Origin of the sequence: Psychrobacter sp., from assembly GCF_030454045.1 — a bacterium.
Classification (GTDB): Bacteria; Pseudomonadota; Gammaproteobacteria; order Pseudomonadales; family Moraxellaceae; genus Psychrobacter.
Window position 1 is genome coordinate 1 of sequence record NZ_JAKDJE010000048.1, and the last position, 22,968, is coordinate 22,968.

Below are 22,968 nucleotides of genomic sequence, written 5' to 3' on the forward strand. Positions count from 1 at the left end.
TCGCTTGTGTCTTTATCTGGTTGCCCCTGATTTGAATTCTATACACACCCTAGGCAGATATGCTAACAGCTGCTAAGCTTAGCGACGATTTATATTTTGTCTTCTCGATATTTCTATAGACCGTCTAATCAATGCTATCATCCTTAAAAATAGATGAACAATTTCAGCAAATTACTTATCCATGCATTTTATTTATCAGTATATTTAGGCTCATCAAGGTAAATTCGTTATGTCGATGTTCAGTATAGAACCAAGCAGCTTATCGTTGAGTCTGACACTTGGGCTGACTTTAGGTCTGAGCGCTTGCCAGAGCCTACCCAAACAGCCACATCTACCTGAGAGCCAAGCGCTATCAGCGCGAGTCAATGCTTTATACCAACAAGAAGACAGCCCAAAGATTGAGCAAAATACAGCGACTACAACCAACAATACTGATCTAGTGGCCGCTGTTAGTGCGCAGAATGAAATTCATCCTGATCTGTCAGGCTATCACCCGATCGTGACTGGCGCCAATGCGTTCGCCGCTCGCAGCATTTTGACAGATATGGCCACGCGCAATATCGATGCGCAGTATTATATTTGGCATAATGACCAAGCTGGTCAGCTTCTGCTGAAAGACCTGTGGGAAGCGGCTGAGCGCGGCGTCATTGTGTGCTTGTTATTAGATGATTTTAATAATAGCGCCAAGTTTGATCAGCACCTATTACGTTTTGCGAGCCACCCTAATATCGCGGTGCGTATCATCAACCCATTAATGCACCGTAAGTTTTCAACATTGAACTACGTCACAGGTTTGCCGCGTATCAATCGCCGTATGCACAATAAAAGCATGACGTTTGATAAACAGATTACCATTATCGGCGGACGTAATATCGGTAATGAGTACCTGAGTAACGATCAAAGCAGTCAGTTTGCCGACTTAGATGTTTTGTTGATTGGCAAGGTCGTCGCAGACATCGACAATAGCTTTGCCAGTTACTGGTCATCGCCGCTGTCGTTTGACATCGAAACTTTAGCCAAGTTCGACGATGACGTCACGCCTGATTTTTTGAAGGCATTAGACAAGCTGGGTATAGATGAGGAAAATAACGAAGGCAGTAGCTTGACGGTTTATAAAGCTGCCATTCAAGACTCGACGATAGACGCTGACTTGATCAACAAGCGTGTGCCGTTTCGTTGGACAGACATGCAGTTTTTGAGTGATGATGTTGGCAAGCTGTCCAAAAGCGTCTCACCTGAGACCAACTTAGTGCATCAACTGCGTACGTTACTCGGTAGCCCAACCAAAAAACTGACCATCATCTCCTCTTATTTTGTACCGACCAAAGATGGGGTCGATACTTTGGTGAAGCTCGCCGAATCTGGCGTTGATATCAAAATATTAACCAACTCATTTGATGCGACCGACGTGACCGCTGTTCATTCTGGTTATAGTCAATGGCGTCCTAGCCTGCTGCGGTCTGGTGTCAAAATATACGAGCTAAAATCAACGGCAGCTGAAGAAAAACGCGACAATAAGCTGTGGCGTGCCCGTAGTCAGTCATCAACCAGCCTACATGCAAAAACCTTTGCGGTAGACGATCATCAAGTATTTATCGGCTCATACAACGTTGACCCCCGTTCTGCCAATATCAATACCGAGATGGGCGTCATCATCAACGATGATGAGCTGGCAAGACAGCTTCATGGTGCATTGAGTAATGATTTGTTAAATCAAGCTTATGAAGTGAAGTTGTTGGACAATGGTCGCTTAGAATGGCATACCATGGAGGATGGCAAAGAAGTTGTTTATGACTCAGAGCCACGGGTCGATATGAGTGATCATATCTGGCTTACTATTATGTCTTGGTTACCCATTGACTGGCTACTGTAATATGTAAACTCTTTTCTAAATAGTCCCTAAAATTGCAGGATGTGCAGTTTTGCTTTTGTTAAAAGCCAAATCTTGTAATCAAAGTTCTTATTACAATACACAAAACTACTGTTCCGGCGAATCATTGTTTATATACTTTGATTTGCCGGTTTTTATCATGGCCGATTATCTAAACGATGATCGTCTTAATGACCACTTTACTCCGTGGATGCGTGATCTATTATGCCGACTCGTTCTCAATACGCCCTGATGTCTAAAAAAGACAAAAATACAGTCATATTCGTAAGCTTTATCAGCGCGATCGTCTTTTTTGATTTCTTGATTTATTTGTACATTGCAGACATTGTCTCAGCTGCTATTTTTCCCGCTAATAACGATCCTACGGTTGCTAAGCTGCAAGGAATGGGGCTGTTTGTCATTGGTTACTTGGCTCGGCCATTTGGTGGTATTCTGTTCGGGCGTTATGGTGATCTCAAAGGTCGAAAGCCGACCTTTTTCCTGAGCATAATCGTTACGGCAGGTAGCTTGCTCGCAATGGCGTGTCTACCTACTTATGCGCAGTGGGGTGCGCTTGCACCTGCGTTATTCATATTGCTGAGAATCATACAAGGTATGGCATTTGGTCTTTACGTACCGCTATCTTGGGTATTTGTGGCGGAGCATGTCCCTCGGCAGTATTTGTCAGTGGCTTGTAGCTACGTTACGGCTAGCTTTTTGGTAGGTGTACTGTTCTCTAATGCGTTTTTTCTGTGGCTGACTGACTTTATGACCACCGTACAGCTGACTGATTATGGCTGGCGTTTGCCGTTTTTTGTTGGCGCCTTACTAACCTGTCTGCCATTGTTGGTATGGCGATTGGTTAAAGAGACTCCGTTTTTCTTGGCGTTAGATAAGCCAAAAACTGGTAAGAATCTAGGTAGACCATTTACGGTATTATTCAAGCGCTGCAAACACTCTATCTTTGTCAGTATGGTACTGACTATAGTGATATCTAGTATCACCTATGTCATTGTCCTACTACTGCCAGAACTAATAGAAATCAACTTTACTTTAGACAGTGATTTGTTTAGCTTTTCTCATAGCTTGGGCATCGTATTTATGATTCTTGGCTGTGTCTTTTATGGCATGATCTCGACCCATGAAAACTTTGGTAAAATTTTGGTCATTGGTTCTGTTTTACTTATCGCTCAAACACTGGCGTTCTTTTATCATCTGCAGGCGGGTGGCGACTATATCTTAATCATGTATGCACTGCTAGGGTTCTGTGCCGGTATCGTGGGCATGGTCCCTGCCATTTTAGTGCAGCTATTTCCGACCAATGTACGTCTCACCGGCATTTCTTTTTGTTATAATATTACCTACGGTATCGTGGGTGTGCTGATACCCTTTGGTCTTGGTTACGCCACGACACTCATCAGCTTCTCGCCAGCGCTATATATTGCCTTTGTGGGCTCTATCGGTATTATTATGGGGCTTTATTTCTATAATTTGCCTGAATTCAAAAAGATTGATCATGTTATTTTATAAATAATAGATCAGTCACTAATTCGAACGATGTTTAAAACTAAGGTGCAATGAGATATCTCATTGCACCTTATCCATTTGTTTAAGACACAGATATTAAGGCTTGATAACCATGGTTGATATGACCAACAAACGCCTCTCTGTTGCGCCAATGATTGATTGGACAACGACAGACTATCGTTACTTTGCGCGACTATTTAACCCGCACACGTACCTGTATACCGAAATGATTAGCACCGGTGCATTGATACACGGTAACCGCGCACGGCACCTACGCTTTGACACACTTGAGCATCCACTGGTATTGCAGCTTGGCGGAGCAGATATCAGTGAGATGACACAATGCGCCGAATTTGCTCAGCAATACGGCTATGATGAAGTCAATATCAATGTTGGTTGCCCTTCTGATCGTGTGCAACACAACAAGATAGGCGCCTGTCTAATGGCAGAGCCAAAAACGGTTGCAGACTTGGTCAAGCACATGCAAGCGGCGGTTGATATTCCGGTGACAGTAAAGCATCGTATCGGTATCGATGATTTTGACAGTTACGAGTTTATGGTGGATTTTGTGCAGACCGTTGCGGCGGCTGGTTGTACGCGTTTTATCGTTCATGCACGTACTGCATGGCTACAAGGGCTGAGTCCTAAGCAAAACCGCGAGATACCACCGTTACGCTACGATGATGTCTATCGTCTCAAACAAGACTTCCCTGAGCTTGATATCGAGATCAATGGCGGTATCGGTACCATAGATGACATCAAAACCCACTTGCAATATGTCGATGGCGTCATAATTGGACGAGCGTTTTATCACAACCCTTACTTACTAGCAGAAGCGAATAGCTTGTGGGGTGAGCCTATACCCAAGCGCTCAGAGATACTGGCGCAGCTCTACCCTTACCTACAAGAACAAATTGAAAAAGGCGAAGCACTACCAACGATGACGCGACATTATCTGGGATTGTTTCAAGGCCTGATGGGCGCACGCAAATGGCGACAAGCATTAAGCGGCAAGCCTCAACTGACGCTTGACGAGGTTAAACGAGCGGCAGACGAGGTATTACTGTTAAATCCTGACGCATAGCTAGTTGATATAATTGGCTTGATAGAATTTACATGCTGGCCATTGTCGTGGCTAGCATTTTGTCTACGCCGCTTGCGCAAGATACTGCCACATCGCCGCGCCATTATTGATCATATGTAATACGATTGGCAGTAATAACGAGCCTGATTTGATACGAGCGTAACAAAATATCAGCGCCAATATCACAATGGTGCTGATCTCGTAGATACCATACTGCACATGAATGATGGCGAATATCAAACTTGTCACGATGCTCGCCGCGATCGTTCCTCGATGCGCTGGATATGAAACTGCCGTAAATTGCTCGGCGATAGCAGACCATAAGATACCGCGAAAGATCACTTCTTCATAAAGTGGTGCCACCACTACCATCGCAAAAACCAGTAGCCATACCGAACTGACAGAGTGATATAGAGGGTCGACAAATACCAGCGGCGTCATGTCCAGCATATAAGTCAGTGCCTGACTGATAATCATAAATATGACTAGCAGACCAAGCATTCCTATTCCCACCGCCAGTGAAAACGGCTTTAGCGCTAGATACGAGCGTAACTCCCCGCCCCTCAATCGAATGATAAGCACACTAGTTGCTAGCAATAGCATACAGCCAATGAGTATCGACAAGCTGACAACGGTGCCATCATTACTACCAAAAAAGAAGATATCGCCCATAGAGACGTTTTTAGTATCAGGCAATACCAGCTTGCCAGCGATATATATGCCGACCAGTTGACTCATAAAAAACGCAAATACCATCCCTATGGTTAATACAAATGCGCCCAAGCGTGAAAATAACGGCTTACGGGTAGATAGGTCAGTACGAGATAACGGAGTCACATGGTTTATCATATAGATGTCACTTAAAAATACGCTGTTCGCTTGTGTCTGGTACAAGCCCCCTACAACAGTAGATCGTTTTTATTTGGATAGCTGCTGCTGAATCAATCCAAGCACTTGTGTTGCGACAGACTCTGGATGCTCAAGTGGGAACATATGCCCCCCTTCATGAGTCTCATAAGGAATACCCAAACGTGACTTTATCTGCTGAGGGAAGCGGCGTTTTAAGAAGATACTGTCTTGACCGATAATCAAAGTAATAGGCACTTTAGGGCCATGATTTGGGGTCAGCCAATACCAAGACGGATTGGTACGAAACACTTCAACCTCACTGGCCTTAGGAATGGCCAGTGTCACTTTACCATCCGCGCGCTCATGCAAGCCATGATCGATATAGCCTTGGAAGCTGCGCTCATCAAAGTTTTTGAAAAACGCTTTATGTCGCATTTTTTCATACGCTTCTGCTCGGCTTTCCCACACATCACGGCGATGCTTAGAGATACCCGCTGGTGACAATTTATCCATCAAACGCTTACTCGTAAGAGGCAATTTATCTACTGTCTTTGCCAAATGCCATAACAGACTGACTTTGCCATAAATCCAAGGCGGATCCATAAGCACGGCTTGAGCAAACAGCTTAGGCTCACGGTACGCTGCTTGCAAGGTACACATGGCGCCAAGTGAGTGCCCCACACCTATGACCTGAGTGACCCCATGCTTCTCACAGGCATTCTTTACACTATCGATCACCTGCTGCGTGAGACTGCGCCAATGATTGTCCACGGGATAATTGGGAGTATCACCCAGCATAGGAATATATTCAATCGTAAAAAACTCTGATAAGCCTGCAAAAAACGGATCGTAGACTGCGCTTGGCATGCCATTGGCATGGGCAAAATGTAATACAGGCTTTTTAGTTGTTTTAGACGCAGGTAACGCAGCGAAAGTGTGCATATCGATTTCAGTGCTCATAACCGGTTCTCGTTGGATCATTTATTTTATATCTTATTTTTAAGTCACTGGATACGATACTCATAGCGCTATCGTCTTGGGCGCTTTTTGAGTACCGCATGCAGTTGGGGCTGGGCACAATCATATGCCCAGCCCCAACAATCATACACAGTATATCTAAAACATAAAATGCCTAGCGCATTTTTGCATTACCCTCTTCTTGTGGCAAGAAGCCATCAAGACTCATGCTAGAGCCAATACCTGCGCCCAATTGTACCGCAAAGCGATCCATAAACATTTGGAACGGATCAGTTGGGCTATAGCTGATGATCGTATCAAGATCCAATTGCTTACTAAGACTTGTGATACTGCCTGTTTTGTCGGCCAAACCAAGCTCAATAGACTGCTCACCTGTCCAAAATAATCCTGAAAACAGCTTGTTTTGCTCAGGGTTTTTCAGGCGATTACCGCGGCCTTCTTTGACAGCATTGATGAAATGCTTGTGCGTATTGGCAAGCACACCTTCAACGTGCTTTTCTTCATAATCAGTCAATGGACGCGACAAGCTCAAGATGTCTTTGTATTCACCCGCTGTGATAGTACGATCTTCTACGCCGACTTTGTCCATTAAGCCTTTGACATTGTAGCTTGGCATAATGACACCAATAGAGCCGACCAAGCTCGATGGGTTGACATAGATCTCATCAGCAGCAGAGGCGATATAATAAGCACCTGAAGCGCCAATATCCCCGATAACGGCATACAGCTTTTTGTCTGGGTATTCTTTACGCAGCTCCATCATGGTCTGCCAAATTTCATCAGATTGTACTGGTGAGCCACCGGGTGAGTTGATGTCTAACGCCACCGCTTTAGAGTTATTGTTTTCAAAAGCATCTCTTAGCGCCTCATTGACATCATAAGCATTGGCCACGTCATCATTACTGATCACACCTTGCAACTCTACCACGGCCAGATGCGGCGCACTTGTATCAACCGCGTCCATACCCGTTGGCGAGCTACTACACCCGCGGCCTATGGTCAAAAATATCAATAAGATATAACCAAAGGTCAACAGTTTAAAGAAAATACTCCAGCGACGAGCGCGGCGCTGCTCGACCACACTGGCCAATAGGGTATTTTCCAACACCTTCCACTCTTGTCCGCTTGGTGCGTTTGGCTGCTGCATGGGCGTTGGCTGATTTGCCGAATTATCAGGACGTTTGTTAGGGTCTGGTGGCCAGTTGGGCATATAACTTCCTAAGTCAGAAACAATCTAAAACAATAACGAGATGATACTGATAATGACCGCAAAAGATAAATATCTTATCGTCACATCACTCATCGGTATGAATAAGCTGGTAAGTATGGTGGTATTTCGACCATCGTTCAATAGTATAACTGTGAAATATCACTATATTGTAACACTGAAAGTATAAGCGATCTTTTTAAGGGTTCGTCGCTTTTGTATCGATGTCGTCTAATAGATTCAGCGATAAAGACGCCTCCAAAGGCTTGTCATCGTAGGTGATGATTTCATTGATGCTTTGACGACTTATGATGTCAGTCGTCAGCTGTGACGCACTATGACCAAGCCATGTGATGTTTTTAAACCTCATACTGTCGTTATTTAAATCAGCTGAACATAATAATGACCACATTTGCCAAACACGTGGATGCGTATCGGTGTCCAAAATAAGTCGTGATAGAGACGAGTTTTTGTGATCCGTATCCAACTGGTTATCTGCTATTTTCGTTTGAGTGCTTAAAGGTAATGACTTTAGCGGATCAGCGGCGTTATATCTGAGTACCTGTATAGGTACGCTGCTATCAATCGCAATCGTGCAGTCCCAAACACTCGCATCTCCTATCTCGCGCCAGCCTGTCATGGCCTGTATGAATAAATCGTCAGTAGCTAGGTGCCATGTTTTGCCTTGCTCGCAGCCTTGGGCACTGACATGAGATCGACCATCAAGGTTATTTTTCGTCTTATACGCTTGCTGAAATACAGGCCAACGCTCAAAACGTCCTGCTTGCCAATATTGACTGACAGGTAAATGATCATTCAAATAAATGACTGTACTTGGTAATAATTCAGATACTCTGTCATTAGCAGTAGTAGATCGATTGGCAGGCGTGAGCGTGTCTGACAGTCCAGTGCTACTACTCTGCACGATGATGCCTTCTAGCTTATCGACTGACAAGCTGCCCAGTTGCTGCTCTAAAGACGCAGATAGTTTATCCGCTGTGAGATTGCTTGACATAGTTCGTGTGGCAGATGGTCTATGTTCAGCCAAAAATAGCCAGCTCATATCTCCTGTAGAAAATGACGACTTTTTATTAGCAGTATGACTCTTAGCATCTGCCATAGGGTACTGCAGCAATGCCGCACTGATATAGGGATCACCCGTCGGTAAGATATATAGCGTCGGTATGCCGATGAGTGTTTGTTGATTGGCATATACTGTCATCATTAACAGCGTCAGTGGCGACAGCGCCAACCAGCGACTGAGTAAGCCGCGAGGTAATAACCAAGGTGATATAGCCAGCAAGACCATTAGCAATATGGCCATATTAACTGGCGTATACAACCATGCCTCTGATAGTGCTGGTAAGGATGTCAGCCAACCAATCAACTCATGTAGATTGCCGATGATGGCACTTACCAACGACCAAATGCCATCAGCTACCGTAGGGAGAAGTAAATAACAAAGCCCTGCTAGTAGGTTAAGCGGTACAATCACCCACCCAAACAGCCCAATCGCAAATAAATTGACAATCAATCCCCACAATGATGCTTTACCAAATAAGAGCAACGTTATGGGCAATAACGTCAGAAACAACCAAAACTGTAGCTTGAATATACGACGTCCAGCTCGTAGAGCATGATAGAGCACTCTATCGCCCTTACTCCTATGCTCGTCGTACGATGATCTCAAAGCCTCTGTAGTATGCTGATACGAGGTATCTTCGTATTTGAGCAACAGCGCCACTGCGATGAAGGACAACCAATACCCTGCCTGCCATAGTACGTAAGGGTCTCGCCATGCCATGAGTACGGCCAGTGCTAACAACACACGCATGGTACCAATCGGTAGCAATGTCAATCTCACAAGCCCAATTGCCAGTAACATCCACGCAGTACGTGCAGCAGGCACATCAAAACCTGTGAATAGCGCATAGATAAAGGCGGCGCCAATCATTACCCACCAACGCACCTGCCAACGTGGCATATAACGATACACTGCAGCGCAAAATCGATTAGATATTAGGACAGCAATTCCACCTAGCACAATGGCCAAAAACAACACATGCGTCCCTGATATTGCAAGCAAATGCGAGATACCCGCCAGTTGATACAAATCCTTGGTGTCTCGATTAATCAAACTTCGATCACCAGTCAGCAAGCTCAAAGTAACTGCTTTTGCCTGTTGCTCTGCTGTGGTTTGTGTTGACCAATCTGTATAAAAATGATCCCTTAGTTGCCAACGTCCTATATCAATACGAGTACGGAGGCGACTAAGGTACGATTCAGAAGTCGAGGTATGCTTTAAAGCCTCATGATTTCTGATGCTATCGCGGCTAATGGTAGATGAGCTGACAGCCAATATATTTGCCACACCATCAATGTGCCGCCCCCGCAACCAACGATAGCTGTCAAAACCGGAAGGGCTATTCAATACCTGCTCAGAGGTGGTCAACGGTGCAAGTGCCAAGCTCATAAATAGCTCATCACCCGGCTGTAAACCATTTAAATTTGAGAACGAGTCATCATTTGATGTGCTTTTTGGATAAGCATTGAGCAATACTCGGTATTCGATATGATTATTGAGATTTTTGTCGTAACTGTCATTATAGTTTTTACTTAGGCTATTACTTTCTTCCTCTAAATAATTCCTTGTACTATCTGCCAAATCTTGGGGTTTCCACTCAGCGACTAATGGTGTTAGATGCGTGATCACTGCGACTTGTCTATAGCCACTGGCTGTGCTGGCATCATAGACACTATCACTTATCCCTTCAATACGAACGAGCGCTTGTACACGTGCAGGACTGGTGATTCTTGTACTTTCAGCTTCCTGATAAGCAACTAAAGCTTGGAGGGCGCTGCCGACTACCAATGCAGTGGCTAATAGACCAGATAAAACATAGCGAAGAAAACCAGAAAATTTAGTATGATGAATGGATGTAGGAGAGAAGGCTTTATCGCTATATAGAACAGTGGTGAACGGCGTAGTAAATTGAACAACAATCAGCAAAATAATGGCAAGTCCAATGAGCCACAAAGCCAAACTGGACACACTAACCATATCTGATAAAAACATGCTGGTCGGTATCGCCAGAGTGTCTGCTGCTGCTAAGACGCCCATCATCGCAGTTATTATTAGGCTACCAACTAACCAATACACCAGCACTCCTTGCTCTATGAAAAAATATTATGACGCGACTTATAAAGCGACTGAGGCATCATATGTGTGATGCAATAGCATTTATATTTATATTACCCTATACTGACAAGACATATTAAGATGATGACTATCTGGCATCATTATCCTATGTATTCTTATCGATACTTTTTATCCATAATATTACTTTATACCAGCCCATCAATACAATTGAGCGGACTGTCGTTAACGATTAAAGGCAATACTGTGCCCCAAAAACGCCTAAAAGACCTGCTTCCCACGCCGGAAAAAATCTTAGAAAGTCGCTCCCTAAAACTGTTCGCCCCGCATTTGGCAGATCCGCGGTTATGGCATTTCAATCGCCACAGCCTAAATAAAGCGGTATATATTGGTGTGCTCAGTGCTTTTTTCCCCCTGCCAGGGCAGATGTTGCTGGCTTTGATTGGCTCACTGATTTTTCGAGCCAATGTGCCTATGGCGCTTGGCTTGACATGGATTACCAACCCAGTCACCAGTTTGCCGATCTTTTATACTGGGTATTATATTGGTGCAAAAATTCTCGATACCCCAATGATTAGCCTACGATTTATCGGTAGAATGATTGCTGATTTTAGCTTATGGGCATTATCAGATGGCGCCAATCCTTTCATTACCTATAAAGGGGCTGTATCACTTGCTGCATTTTGTATAGGATTGACGATTTTGGCGGTGGTGACCAGCCTTATTTGTGGTCTTGCCTTCAAAGCAATTTGGCGCTACAAGACCGTCACAAGTTGGCAAAAACGTCAACATAAACCTGCTGATAAATCGTCTAAATATTGATACCGTTTGTCTTAATGACACGGTATCAGTATCGGCTTATGCATCAGAGAGCTTACTCTTCGCTGTTTTTTTCTATTGCCTCTATGAGCTTGTCTTTAAAATTTTTGTCCATAGAAACAATGTCGACGACCTCTTCGTTTTTACATAGCGTGTATCGCTTACCTGTTGCGCTATCTTGAACTTTTAGATCGAAATCAACCCCAGCCAAAGTAATGGCGTCAAACACTGGCGCGATTAGATCCATTTGCTCTTTTTTATCGAGAGTGTCAAATACACTTGGGTCAATGTAGGGCTTTAAAGGCTCATCGCCTTCTTCGGCACTGCCAAAAGCGGCGATCGGATTATCATCTGCATTCATCATATAGGTTCCTATAAAATCGATATCAAGACTTATTGATAGTCGTCTCCATATCTTTTACTACGAAATACTCACTCGATCATACAACAATACATCTCATCTAAACACCCTTTATAAGCGCCAATCAATCACGCCTACGGCCTGCTAAATGCCTCAATAAACAAGGTGTTAATACTGCTCCCAATGACCGTTACGTAGCAATAACTGACGATCAGCAAGTGCTGCCAAATTCCGATCATGGGTCACCATGAGCAGTGCCGTTTGCATGGTACTTTGTAGCTCTGATAGTAGCCCAAAGACGCTTTGTGCGTTGTCATAGTCCAAATTACCAGTGGGCTCATCTGCTAGAATCAGTGACGGCTTAGTCACTAGCGCACGTGCGATTGCCACACGCTGACGCTCACCACCTGATAGCTCGCCGGGCCTATGTGCCAGTCGATGCCCAAGGCCAACGTTTTCCAAAATCTCTACCGCTTGCTCGCGTGCCTGAGTCGTTGATACTTCTGGACGCATCAGCAATGGCATCGCAACGTTCTCAATTGCCGTAAATTCTGCTAATAAATGGTGAAACTGATAAATAAATCCCAAGTGCTTATTGCGCATGGCGCCGCGTTCAGTTTCATTCATGCTGTTTAGTAGCTGGCCATGCAGCCATACTTCACCGCTCGTTGGCGTATCGAGACCGCCAAGCAAGTGCAGTAAAGTGCTTTTTCCTGAGCCACTGGTACCTACGATCGCGATGCGCTCACCAGCATGCACCGTCAAGTCAAGGCCCGTCAATACTTGTGTACTAACCGCCCCTTCATCATATATTTTATTGATGTTGGTCGCCTTTAAAATGGCAGACATAGCGCTTCCTTTATTTTATTTATCTTAATATTCATACGTTTATATTACTCGTAACGTAGTGTTTGAGCGGGTTGAATCTTAGCAGCTCGGCGTGCTGGGTAAATCGTTGCCAAAAAGCTCAAAATAAACGAGGCACTTGTGATGAGTACCACATCGAGTAAACGTAGCTGTGATGGTAGGTAATTCACAAAATAGGCATCAAACAGATTTAGGTTAAAGGCTTGATTGATAAATCCCAAGATATCACTGACAGTAAGAGCAAATATCACTCCCAATATCGTACCAGCAACCGTACCAATTACCCCGATAACCACCCCTTGCACCATAAATACCTGAGTAATCAGACGAGGAGACGCGCCAAATGTTTTTAGAATCGCAATGTCTGCTTTTTTATCAGTCACCAGCATCACAAGGCTTGACACAATATTAAAAGCGGCGACTAAGATGATCAAAAACAATAGCAGGCCAACCATGGCTTTCTCCATTTGGATCGCACCAAACAGATTGCCATGCGTCTGCGTCCAATCATTGGGGAACAACTGCTGAGGAGAAATAGCAGCGGCTTTTTCTGCGGCAATCGGCGCGGTAAAGATATCATTGAGCTTCATGCGCACGCCCTGCGCGCCCTCTTGTAGACGCAGCAGCTTGGCGGCATCTCCCATTGGAATAAAGGCCATCAGACTATCCACCTCTGGGCTGATCGTAAAGATACCCGTCAAGGTAAAGCGCTTAAACCGCGGTATTACACCGGCGGGTGATGGCGAGGCTTCTGGTAGCACCAAAGTTACTTTGTCCCCTATCTGCAAGCCCAAAGACTGCACCATCTCCTCACCCAGTACAATGCTAAAGTCACCGCTTTGCAAGGTATCGATACTGCCTTCGACCATATGATCATTAATGATAGAGACGTTTTTTTCGTATTCAGGCTCGACACCAGTGACCATAATCCCTGCGACTTGACCGTTTGATGTCAGCATCCCTTGCAATTGGATAAAGGGAGCCACAGCCGCCACTTCTGGATCTTCTTTAATCTTATCAGCCAGCTGCTCCCAATCACCAATAATCTCTGTCGAAACCACGGTCGCCTGCGGCACCATACCCAAAATTCGGGTTTTGAGTTCACGATCAAAACCATTCATGACTGATAGCACCGTAATCAATACGGCAACCCCAAGCGTCAGACCAATCATTGAAATCAGGGATATAAAGGAGATAAAGCCATTACTACGCTCTGCTCGGGTATATCGTAAGCCGATAAATAACGCTAAAGGACGAAACATATTCAAACTCTTTATCTTATCTACGTGCGACTTTATATAGGTTGCATCACGAGCAGTAGTAAATGCATCATACAGCTGCTACTACTCACATATAAATCAAACACAAAACAGGAGGTCAGACGAGCCAATAACAGCTGTCAAAAGGGAACTAGTTTGACACAAACTAGCGGATATGTGCCAGTCATTAGCAACAACTGAGAGTATTTTTTACCAAAAAACTGGGTTTTGTTAATATTTTTTATAGAGGCCTTGCTATTGGCTATGCCAATACCTATATATTATATGCTAAAGACAATTGTCATTAACCCCTCATTGAGGTTTCTGATCTTTTACTGGCTAGGCTGCTGACCATCATAAACCAATCATTTAAAATGTTGGATGGTACACAAGCAAACACAGTATTAGATACAAACCTCACGCTGACTTAATTTTGAGTATTTTCATGACCATAAATTATCAATATAAAAACATTCAAACGCCCACCAAGATCACACTGACCGATGAGCAGTCTGCAGGTCATGGCGATCATTGGCGTATTCTGACCGATGATATGAGCAATGATGTGCCAGAGTGGCTACAAAAAATGATCGAAGTGGCGGCAATGCCTAAAGGCCTGAACAACAACGTTAGTGCAAAAGACAGCTGTTTGTTGTTATCAGAAGACAAGCCATGCCATATCAATCAAGTACTCGCAATGAAAGACGGTAAGCCTGAGCGATTCATCAATGCTTATCCTTGTGTTGATAGTCCTTATGGGCTTGACTGTAAAATCGAGCGCGTCATCGCCAATGACAACTCTCATGATGCAGTGCTACGCTTGCGTACCGCCGATGGCAGCATTATTTATGCTTTTGATCAGCTCTATACGACCAATCGTCATTTGTATCAGCGCGATACGTCTTATTTCGTTAACTTTAGCGCATGGGCGCACGAGATTAAGCTCAGTGAGCAAAACGAAGTCATCATGGTAGAAGACCAAGAAGCTATCCGCTATCATCGTGCGTTTAACGATATCGTCGCGGCTAATGACGGAAAAATTCCAGACGATCTGCAAGCGCAAATCAGTGAATGGAAACCTGAAACCAAAGAACAAATGGCACCGGTCGAAATCAACTTAGGACACATGTGTGCTTATTTATTTGGCGATACTTTAGGGCAAGAAGATGAGGCTTGGTGTCAAGGTCAAGTGCTTGGCAAACAAGAAACCGTCTTTAATGGCAAACCTATTATTTTGTTTGACGTGGTGACGCTACGTGAGCAGGACGCAGATCCTTTTGTGGTACGCATTGGCGCGCTCAACACTGCTGAAACCAATAGCATCAAAGTACATGACTATGTGCAGGCTAATGTCTGGCTACAAGCTGCGATATATAAAGAAAATCAGCAAGATACCGCTCCGCACTCAAAGGTCAGCTAACTTTATGAGGTGAAAGCTCACTATATCCTGTATTCATCCTAGTACTGTATATCAAAAAAGCCCCTAATATGAATTAGGGGCTTTTTTACAACTTACTATTGCTTATGATCTACAAATCTTCGATAAAAACGATTAAGCCATAGTCGTCATAGACTTGATACGAGTGTATAGCTCTTTTTGCTCAGCACTTGGACGCGCGGTCTGCACAGCCATCAGCTGTGACATATCGCCTTCGACACGAATCTTGCCTGCCATAAACGCCCCCATGATTTCATTGGTATTAAAATCGGTGATGATAGATTGTAAAATATCACGATCCAACAGCAAGGTCGTTGTCGCTGATTCATTTAGACCGCGGTGCAGTAGGCCATTGGCAAAATTGGCCTCGATGTCTTTTTCGGTATCAGACACTTTTAGGTTAACAATCATATTAGCAAGTGCTGGTGGCAAGTTTAACTCACCCGCCTCACTGCCCATTTTCTCCACTTGCTCAAACCATTCATCTGTCAAAAAAACTGCCATACTTTTATCCTTGATGGTATTTTGTTTGGTCAATGCTACTAACCGACGCATCAGCCAAACTATCAAATTATTAAAATACTCATTTTTAATGAGCCGTAAGACTCAGCCATTAATGATATTCACGCTCATTATAAGGGGCGACTCAATGATAAGTAAAACCTATTTGTATCACTAATAATGCAAATGTTACAAAATTCTTTGAGCCGTATTTGCTTATAAGCAATATCGTTTGTCTTAGGTTGAGATGAATAGGCATCTAGAATAGTGACAAAATTGTGTATAAAATAAGCAAGTAGCGCAATAATAATAAGTTGCTCGCTAACATTTATACCAAAGAGTTTGTATTTTGCCGCATAGTTCTGATGATATTTAATTAGGATTGCGTTACAATACCCTTAAACAGAGTCGGGAGTTTTAACCAAACATTACATAAACATGTTTTTTGTCAGCCGCCGCTAGCATACATCTATGGTCAGTGCGTTTTTATAGCCCTATAGATATGGGTATCTATCTTCATTAGTACAGATTTTTTCGTAATAATTAAGATACATATTTAGCCTCATAAGATGTTTGATGCTCAAAAACGGCGCGTCTTTTTATTTATCTTGATGATGTATTAACAATCCTACTATCGATTGGCTGTAAACAAGGTGCACGAAGCGCCTCATTTTATCCATCAGTATCAACTGACATAAAATCAAAGCCTAAATTGATAGTTAATAAGATTATGAGGATAAGCAGGACAAAGAGCATTATGTACCGCCGCTATCATGACTTTATGATACATATAGCGCGGACTGTTGGTTAATTCTGTTGATAATTCGGGCTGTAAAGGAATCAACCAATGAGTTTACAAAACACAGCAGTCGCCCCAGTTGACCGTGAGTATGAAATTACTATCGTAAGATTTTTTACGATCATGGCTGTCGTTTGGGGCATCGTCGGCATGAGTCTTGGTGTGTTCATTGCTTCACAGTTAGCATGGCCATCACTAAACTTTGACATTCCATGGCTGACCTTTAGTCATTTAAGACCACTGCACACCAATGCGGTGATTTTTGCGTTCGGTGGCTGTGCCTTGTTCGCAACGTCTTACTATATCGTTCAGCGTACCTGCAAGACGCGCTTATTTGCGCCATATTTGGCTTGGTTTACCTTTTGGGGTTGGCAAGCAGTGATTGTTTCTGCCGTTATTACCCTTCCACTAGGTTTGACGTCAACCAAAGAGTACGCTGAGCTTGAGTGGCCTATTGATATCTTAATTGCTTTGGTATGGATCTCTTATGCCATCGTATTTTTTGGTACACTCATCAAACGCAAAACCTCACATATTTATGTGGCTAACTGGTTCTTTGCCGCCTTCATTATTACGATTGCACTACTACACATCGTAAACAGCATGGCTATCCCTGTTAGTGCGTTCAAATCTTACTCGCTATTTGGCGGTGCAACTGATGCCATGGTACAGTGGTGGTACGGGCATAACGCGGTAGGTTTTTACTTAACGGCAGCTTTCCTTGGCATGATGTATTACTTCGTTCCAGTACAGATTGGTCGTCCTATCTACTCTTATCGCTTGTCTATCGTTCACTTTTGGGCATTGATTGCTTCATATATGTGGGCTGGTGGTCACCATTTACATTATTCAGCGCTTCCTGATTGGACGCAGTCATTGGCAATGGTATTCTCCATCATTCTATTTGCACCCTCTTGGGGTGGTATGATTAACGGTGTACTCACGCTATCAGGCAGCTGGGATAAGCTACGTACCGATCCGATCATTCGCTTTATGATTGTGGCGTTGTCGTTCTACGCGATGTCGACGTTCGAAGGCCCAATGATGTCAATCAAGACAGTAAATGCTTTATCGCATAACACTGACTGGACAGTTGGTCACGTACACTCAGGCGCACTTGGCTGGGTTGGTATGATTACGATTGGTTCGCTATATGTGCTTTTACCACGTGTCTATAACAAACCCAAAATGTACTCTATCAGCTTAATCACCACGCATTTTTGGCTGGCGACTGCAGGGACGATTTTCTATATCGTGTCTATGTGGATCTCAGGTATCGGCCAAGGCATGATGTGGCTTGCTACTAATCCAGACGGTACTTTGGTATATAGCTTCGTTGATACTGTTGAATTCTCGCATTTCCCATATATCGGCCGAGCTTTTGGTGGCTTCTTATATGTATCGGGTATGTTTGTTATGGCTTATAACTGCTATAAAACACTCAAGATGCCAGAAGGTAAGCCTGTAGATGTCGCTGATCCAACGGATCATGAACCTAGTGTCGAAAAACCTTCGACAGCTAACGTATAAGGAGCGATCATGGCTGGTACACCGCATGAAATTATTGAAAAAAATACAGGCTTGTTAGTCATTGCTATCGTTATTGCTATCAGTTTTGCAACGCTAGTTGAAATCGTGCCTTTGATTTATAACAACGACAGTCCTGAAGAAGGCGGTTTGAACAAGCCCCTTCCCGCTATGGAGCCTTGGACTGCGCTTGAATTTGAAGGTCGTGATATTTATATCCGTGAAGGATGTCACGTTTGTCATACGCAAATGGTTCGCCCACTACGTGCAGAAGTTGAACGTTATGGACCATACTCACGTGCCGCTGAGTCTACGTGGGATCACCCGTTTTTATGGGGATCGAAACGTACTGGACCAGACTTAGCACGTGTTGGTGGCCGTTATTCTGAAGATTGGCAAAAGCAGCATCTAATCAATCCACGTTCGCTAGTGCCTGAGTCAGTCATGCCAGGTTTCCCGTGGTTGGCCGAGAACGAAGTCGATGGTGAGAACATTCAAGCTAAAATGCGTCTATTCCGTGATCGCTTCGGTGTGCCTTATACTGAAGAAGATATCGAAGGTGCTCCAGATGCCGTACTTGGCGCCACTGAGCTTGATGCTTTGGTTGCCTATCTACAGCAGTTAGGTACCGCAATGGAAGGACAGCGCTAATGGGTATTGGTGAATTACAAACAATTGCGACCGTTTCTGCCTTTATTGCCTTCGTAGGCGTTGCATGGTGGGCGTATTCGCCAAAAAACAAAAAACGCTTCGAAGAAGATGCACAACTTGCGCTTGATGACGAGGACATTAGATCTCTGTCTGAAGAGCAGCGCAATAAGGATAAATGATGACATTTTTTTGGAGTTCTTGGATTACGCTAATCAGTTTTGGTTGTTGGGCGTTCATTCTTGGCGTTCTGCTGTTTGTATTAAAATACAAGCCAGAGGTTGAAGAAGACGGTACCACTGGTCATGAATACGATGGCATCCGAGAATACGACAAACCACTTCCTAAATGGTGGTTGGTGATATTTTTTGGCTCAATCGTCTGGGGCGTTGCTTACTGGGTATTTTTCCCAGCAATGTTCCCGGCAAGCTGGAACGGTCTTGCAACCGTAAAAGTCGATGGTGAAGATGTACCATGGACTTCTAAAAACGAGCTGTTCAGTGAGCTTGAGAGCAACAACAAAGTATTTACAGATAACTTTGAAAAGAATATTTTGGTTAAAGCAGATGCAGCAGGCGCAACCGCGACACTAGCGACGCTAAACGAGCTACAAGCGACCATGCGTCGCAGTGACAATCCACCAGCGGATCTACAGGCACAAATCGATGAGAAGGTCACAGAACTTGCGCCTTATGTCGAAAAACTGTCTGAAAATCCAAATGCTTTAAAAGTTGGTAGCCGTTTGTTCTTACAGAACTGTGCAGTATGTCATGGCTCGAATGCTAAGGGTGCCCCAGGCTATCCTAATCTGACTGACAATGATTGGTTGTATGGTGGTAAAGCCGGTAACATCTTGACCACGTTACACAATGGTCGTGTTGGTGGTATGGCAGCATGGCGTGATCAGCTTGGTGAAGACGGCATACGTGCAGTCGCTGAATATGTCTTATCACTATCAGGCAACCAAAATGACTATGATCTTGATCAAACGAAAGTTGCTCAAGGTAAAGTTATTTTTCATGAGCCGACCAACTGCGTTCTTTGTCATGGACCAGATGGTAAAGGTATGATTTCAGCTGGCGCACCGAATTTGACGGATAATATCTGGTTATATGGTGGTGATCGCGAGACCATTCGTGAAACGCTACGTTATGGCCGCGCAGGTGTAATGCCTCAGTGGGAAACGAAGCTAGGTAATGAGCGTATCATGCTACTTGCCGCTTACGTCTACTCACTATCGGACAAAACTGGCAAAGCACCTGAAACTGCGATGGCAAATACTGCAGCGACTCAGCCAGTAGCGACCAAAGAAGCTACTGCTAACTAAGACACTATTGCCGTACTGTACATGGATGAGATTTAATAAAGGGAGGACTGTTAGTACAGTTCTCCTTTTTTCGTTTATTTTTGCAGAATTTACCTAATAGTCGCTATCACAGATACTTCTCAGTAGACATTATTATGATCTATAGTGCTTGCTTTTTACGATTATTACCCCATTGTTAGTAGGGAGAATGTTAGAATAGCTGTTTTCAAAATGGCTAACGAGCCAGACTGATGATGTCTTAGCTCGATCTAATAACCCACTTATAATCAATTATTTAGTAAGTGTACTAGAGGACTTTTATTCAAGTCACTATCCATTATTTACTGACATTGATAACATCGTACACTCATATACCTCAATACGAGAGGTGTTTGTTCATCATGCCAGCAGACTGATTCTTTTTTTAAAGAGGCACGTTTATGTCAGCACAACAACAATCTAATAAAATCCCCGTACAGCAGGTCGATCTTGATGCCACCAAGCATCGGGTACATCCAAGGTTTGTGACAGGGTTTTATCAAAATATTCGTGTCATCACGATGTATGCCCTTTTGGCCGCTTTTTTAATTTTGCCGTGGCTGCGCTATAATGGCAGACAAGCAATATGGTTTGATGTTCCCTCACAGCATTACTATATTTTTGGTTTGACTTTTTTGACTCAAGATTTTTATTTTATTGCCGCGTTTGCCATTATTGCAGCGTTTACTTTGTTTATGGTGACTGTATATGCTGGCCGCGTTTGGTGTGGTTATGCTTGTCCACAAACCATCTGGACGCATCTCTACCAGTACGTTGAAAAATGGGTCATTGGTGATCGCAATAAGCGCATGAAGTTTGATAAATCGCCTATGAGCGCGAGTAAAGTGTTCAAGCGAACGGTAGTCTATGCGATTTGGTTTGTACTTTCTGTGATTACAGCAGCAACCTTTGTCAGTTATGTGGCAGGTACAGATTCGCTTTATCATAGCTGGCAGACCGTGGGACTGATTCCTTTTCCTGACTGGCCAACATGGGTATGGATATCGATGTTTATCTTTACCTTTGCCACTTATGCCAATGCAGGTTATATGCGTGAGCAGATGTGTGTACAGATTTGTCCTTATGGCCGCTTCCAAAGTGTGATGTTTGATAAAGATACGCTGATCGTATCGTACGACTATGAGCGTGGTGAGCCGCGCGGCGCGCGTAAAAAAGGCACACACCCTGAAGAGCTGGGTGACTGTATCGAATGTACCATGTGTGTGCAGGTCTGCCCCACTGGTATCGATATTCGTGATGGCTTGCAAGTCGGCTGTATCCAGTGCGCCGCCTGTATTGATGCTTGTAATGAGATTATGGACAAAGTTGGCTATCCACGCGGGCTGATTCGTTATACAACCGAGCGTCAGCTGGTCGAAAAAGAACCGAGCCGTGTGCTGCGTCCGCGACTATTTGCTTATTTGGCTTTATTAGCTGTACTATGTGGCGGGGTTATCTATGCGTTGACAGACCGCGTGCCGCTAGAGATTGATATCCGCCGTGATCGTAACCAGTTATCATCTATCAATACCCAAGGCATGATTGAGAACAGCTATATCGTCAAGCTAACCAACAAAACCCAAGAGCCTCACAATTATAAAATAACGCTCGCACCGCAAGAGGGTCTGAGTTTAGAGCTGCGCTTCAACGATGTACCCTTAGAAGCAGGCGAAAGCTTCGATATGCCTGTCAGTATTTATGGTGACCCTGATGTGATTGAATTTGGTCAAACGCCAGTGACGTTAAATGTGACCAGTGAAGACGGTAAGTACCAAGTGAGTAAGCAGAACATTTTTACGACTCAAGGTCAGTAATTCATCACTGAGTTGATTATTTAGTTTCCTTTATGTCATTCGGTAGCCAGCGACTTTGAGAGTCAAAGGCTATCGGGTGAATGATTTATGATTAAACTGACAGCAGGTAGCCGTCAAATTGTCCGTTGATACCATTTGTCGATATCTGATAAGCAGATCTTTGATAAATAAGTATCTGATGAATAGGTATTTTATGTCTAATCCAGCACCGAATTTTAAACATCAAGATACTCAGCCATGGTACAAGAATTACATGGTTATGATCTTTGTGATTGGCATGCCAGCTGCGGTCGTGATCGCTTGTATCTGGTTTGTCTACTACTCTTACCAGATCCGCGACAGCGTGGTACGTGACGACTGGTATATGGATGGCAAAACGCTCTATCACGACGTATCACGTGACAAGCTTGCTTATGATTTGGACTTGCATGGCAAAATGCAATTTGCGGATAATGGCGATGTTGTGTTTTATCTCAATTATCCTGAGCAAAGTGTGCAGTCAGGCAAGCTATTGAACGGCCAGCCACTTACTTATCCCGATACGCTTGATCTTTCAATCTCGCATGCCACCGATATCAAAAAAGACCGTGACGTCGTGCTAAAGCATGTTGAGGGCAATAAATACAGCGCACAGGTAGATCTCGACCCTGTCAAAGCCAAATATTACCTGCAAGTGAGTAATGACGGTAAAGACGATTGGCGTATGCAAGATGTGGCCAAACTCCCCCGCTCAGAGGTCAGTTTTAACCCACTGCCGGTATTTTCCGAAAGTTAGAAATTTATTAAGACTCAAAAAAAACCAGCCATCTATCACAGAGGCTGGTTTTTTTTGAATGAATCAATAACTTCTCATTGCGGAGATACTAGGGCGTGTTGAACATTCGCAAATAGGCACTGCTGATCGCTAAAATTGTTCCA

Annotated in this window: 19 protein-coding genes; 11 read left to right on the forward strand and 8 right to left on the reverse strand. The window is 43.9% G+C overall.

Going from position 1 to position 22,968, the window contains the following annotated elements; genetic code table 11:
- Positions 1–229 precede the first annotated feature (229 nt).
- The 3 genes from L0G63_RS09385 to dusA all read left to right on the forward strand — a co-directional run bounded on the left by L0G63_RS09385 (position 230) and on the right by dusA (position 4,481).
- Positions 230–1,873 carry a phospholipase D family protein gene (locus L0G63_RS09385; RefSeq protein ID WP_301450409.1) on the forward strand — a complete coding sequence of 548 codons (1,644 nt, stop codon included), beginning with the start codon at positions 230–232 and terminating at the stop codon, positions 1,871–1,873.
- Between the two features lie 222 nt (positions 1,874–2,095).
- On the forward strand, positions 2,096–3,400 hold the full coding sequence (locus L0G63_RS09390) for an MFS transporter (protein ID WP_301450410.1): 1,305 nt from the start codon (positions 2,096–2,098) through the stop codon (positions 3,398–3,400).
- Between the two features lie 109 nt (positions 3,401–3,509).
- Positions 3,510–4,481: a tRNA dihydrouridine(20/20a) synthase DusA gene (gene dusA / locus L0G63_RS09395; protein ID WP_301450411.1), complete on the forward strand. Its 972-nt coding sequence runs from the start codon at positions 3,510–3,512 to the stop codon at positions 4,479–4,481.
- A 63-nt stretch (positions 4,482–4,544) separates the two neighbouring features.
- On the opposite strand, the gene L0G63_RS09400 is transcribed toward dusA, so the two are convergent.
- From L0G63_RS09400 to L0G63_RS09415, 4 genes are all read right to left on the reverse strand, one after another.
- Positions 4,545–5,330: a CPBP family intramembrane glutamic endopeptidase gene (locus tag L0G63_RS09400; protein ID WP_301450412.1), complete on the reverse strand. Its 786-nt coding sequence runs from the start codon at positions 5,328–5,330 to the stop codon at positions 4,545–4,547.
- A 69-nt stretch (positions 5,331–5,399) separates the two neighbouring features.
- A complete protein-coding gene (locus L0G63_RS09405) occupies positions 5,400–6,290 on the reverse strand; it encodes an alpha/beta fold hydrolase (protein WP_301450413.1) in 891 nt (296 codons plus the stop codon).
- A gap of 172 nt (positions 6,291–6,462) precedes the next feature.
- Complete coding sequence (gene sppA, locus L0G63_RS09410) at positions 6,463–7,455, reverse strand: signal peptide peptidase SppA (RefSeq protein WP_301450424.1); 993 nt, start codon at positions 7,453–7,455, stop codon at positions 6,463–6,465.
- A 259-nt stretch (positions 7,456–7,714) separates the two neighbouring features.
- Positions 7,715–10,675 carry a ComEC/Rec2 family competence protein gene (locus tag L0G63_RS09415; protein ID WP_301450414.1) on the reverse strand — a complete coding sequence of 987 codons (2,961 nt, stop codon included), beginning with the start codon at positions 10,673–10,675 and terminating at the stop codon, positions 7,715–7,717.
- Between the two features lie 243 nt (positions 10,676–10,918).
- On the opposite strand from L0G63_RS09415, the gene L0G63_RS09420 reads away from it, so the two are divergent.
- A complete protein-coding gene (locus L0G63_RS09420; protein WP_301450415.1) occupies positions 10,919–11,494 on the forward strand; it encodes a DUF2062 domain-containing protein in 576 nt (191 codons plus the stop codon).
- 52 nt (positions 11,495–11,546) lie between these two features.
- On the opposite strand, the gene L0G63_RS09425 is transcribed toward L0G63_RS09420, so the two are convergent.
- From L0G63_RS09425 to L0G63_RS09435, 3 genes are all read right to left on the reverse strand, one after another.
- A complete protein-coding gene (locus L0G63_RS09425; RefSeq protein WP_301450416.1) occupies positions 11,547–11,855 on the reverse strand; it encodes a hypothetical protein in 309 nt (102 codons plus the stop codon).
- 165 nt (positions 11,856–12,020) lie between these two features.
- Positions 12,021–12,701, reverse strand: a complete 681-nt coding sequence (gene lolD, locus L0G63_RS09430; RefSeq protein ID WP_301450417.1) for a lipoprotein-releasing ABC transporter ATP-binding protein LolD — start codon at positions 12,699–12,701, stop codon at positions 12,021–12,023.
- 44 nt (positions 12,702–12,745) lie between these two features.
- Positions 12,746–13,981, reverse strand: a complete 1,236-nt coding sequence (locus L0G63_RS09435) for a lipoprotein-releasing ABC transporter permease subunit (RefSeq protein WP_301450418.1) — start codon at positions 13,979–13,981, stop codon at positions 12,746–12,748.
- Positions 13,982–14,423: 442 nt separating this feature from the next.
- Between L0G63_RS09435 and L0G63_RS09440 the strand changes: the two genes are divergently transcribed.
- Positions 14,424–15,398, forward strand: coding sequence for a hypothetical protein (locus L0G63_RS09440; RefSeq protein ID WP_301450419.1), 975 nt, complete (start codon positions 14,424–14,426; stop codon positions 15,396–15,398).
- 132 nt (positions 15,399–15,530) lie between these two features.
- Here L0G63_RS09440 and L0G63_RS09445 read toward each other — a convergent pair whose 3' ends face one another.
- Positions 15,531–15,920, reverse strand: coding sequence for an SCP-2 sterol transfer family protein (locus L0G63_RS09445; RefSeq protein ID WP_301450420.1), 390 nt, complete (start codon positions 15,918–15,920; stop codon positions 15,531–15,533).
- An 844-nt stretch (positions 15,921–16,764) separates the two neighbouring features.
- Here L0G63_RS09445 and ccoN point away from each other — a divergent pair.
- The 6 genes from ccoN (at position 16,765) to L0G63_RS09475 (ending at position 22,825) form a co-directional block, all read left to right on the forward strand.
- Complete coding sequence (gene ccoN / locus L0G63_RS09450) at positions 16,765–18,246, forward strand: cytochrome-c oxidase, cbb3-type subunit I (protein WP_075106615.1); 1,482 nt, start codon at positions 16,765–16,767, stop codon at positions 18,244–18,246.
- Positions 18,247–18,255: 9 nt separating this feature from the next.
- Positions 18,256–18,894 (forward strand): cytochrome-c oxidase, cbb3-type subunit II, encoded by a 639-nt coding sequence (ccoO, locus tag L0G63_RS09455; protein WP_301450421.1) that lies wholly within the window; start codon positions 18,256–18,258, stop codon positions 18,892–18,894.
- Positions 18,894–19,073, forward strand: coding sequence for a CcoQ/FixQ family Cbb3-type cytochrome c oxidase assembly chaperone (locus tag L0G63_RS09460; RefSeq protein ID WP_058024764.1), 180 nt, complete (start codon positions 18,894–18,896; stop codon positions 19,071–19,073). The genes ccoO and L0G63_RS09460 overlap by 1 nt, the downstream gene beginning before the upstream one ends.
- Positions 19,073–20,218 (forward strand): cytochrome-c oxidase, cbb3-type subunit III, encoded by a 1,146-nt coding sequence (gene ccoP, locus L0G63_RS09465; protein ID WP_301450425.1) that lies wholly within the window; start codon positions 19,073–19,075, stop codon positions 20,216–20,218. Before L0G63_RS09460 ends, ccoP begins: the two co-directional genes overlap by 1 nt.
- 419 nt (positions 20,219–20,637) lie before the next feature.
- Positions 20,638–22,050, forward strand: coding sequence for a cytochrome c oxidase accessory protein CcoG (ccoG, locus tag L0G63_RS09470; protein WP_301450422.1), 1,413 nt, complete (start codon positions 20,638–20,640; stop codon positions 22,048–22,050).
- A 193-nt stretch (positions 22,051–22,243) separates the two neighbouring features.
- On the forward strand, positions 22,244–22,825 hold the full coding sequence (locus tag L0G63_RS09475) for a FixH family protein (RefSeq protein ID WP_301450423.1): 582 nt from the start codon (positions 22,244–22,246) through the stop codon (positions 22,823–22,825).
- Positions 22,826–22,968 lie beyond the last annotated feature (143 nt).